Here is a 301-nt window from a genome sequence, read left to right on the forward strand (position 1 = left end):
CTCCATCGGCGAGGCCACGGAGGCGGTGGAGACCCTCACACCCAGAAGCCGCGTCGCGCCGGCCTCGCGGGCCGACTCCACGGCGGCGTCCATGACGCCGGTCATCAGTCCCAGCTCGTGCACTTACTCGTCCTCTTCCGCCGCCAAGCGCTCGTTCTGGCGCTTGATGCGACGGCCCAGCACCACGCGCGCGATACGCAGGCTGCCCTCGTAAAGCGCGATCATGGCGGCGAACATGAGCAGCATAGTGACCGGCGAGGCATCCGGGGTCGCCATGGCGCTAACCACCATGAGCACGACG

1 pseudogene is annotated in these 301 nt (G+C 68.4%); it reads right to left on the bottom strand.

Annotated elements, in window-relative coordinates:
* Positions 1–123: 123 nt before the first annotated feature.
* A pseudogene (locus tag NE591_RS14340) lies at positions 124–301 on the bottom strand (twin-arginine translocase subunit TatC); the annotation flags it as partial.

Source organism: Adlercreutzia sp. DFI.6.23, from assembly GCF_024462535.1.
Taxonomy (GTDB): domain Bacteria; phylum Actinomycetota; class Coriobacteriia; order Coriobacteriales; family Eggerthellaceae; genus Adlercreutzia; species Adlercreutzia rubneri.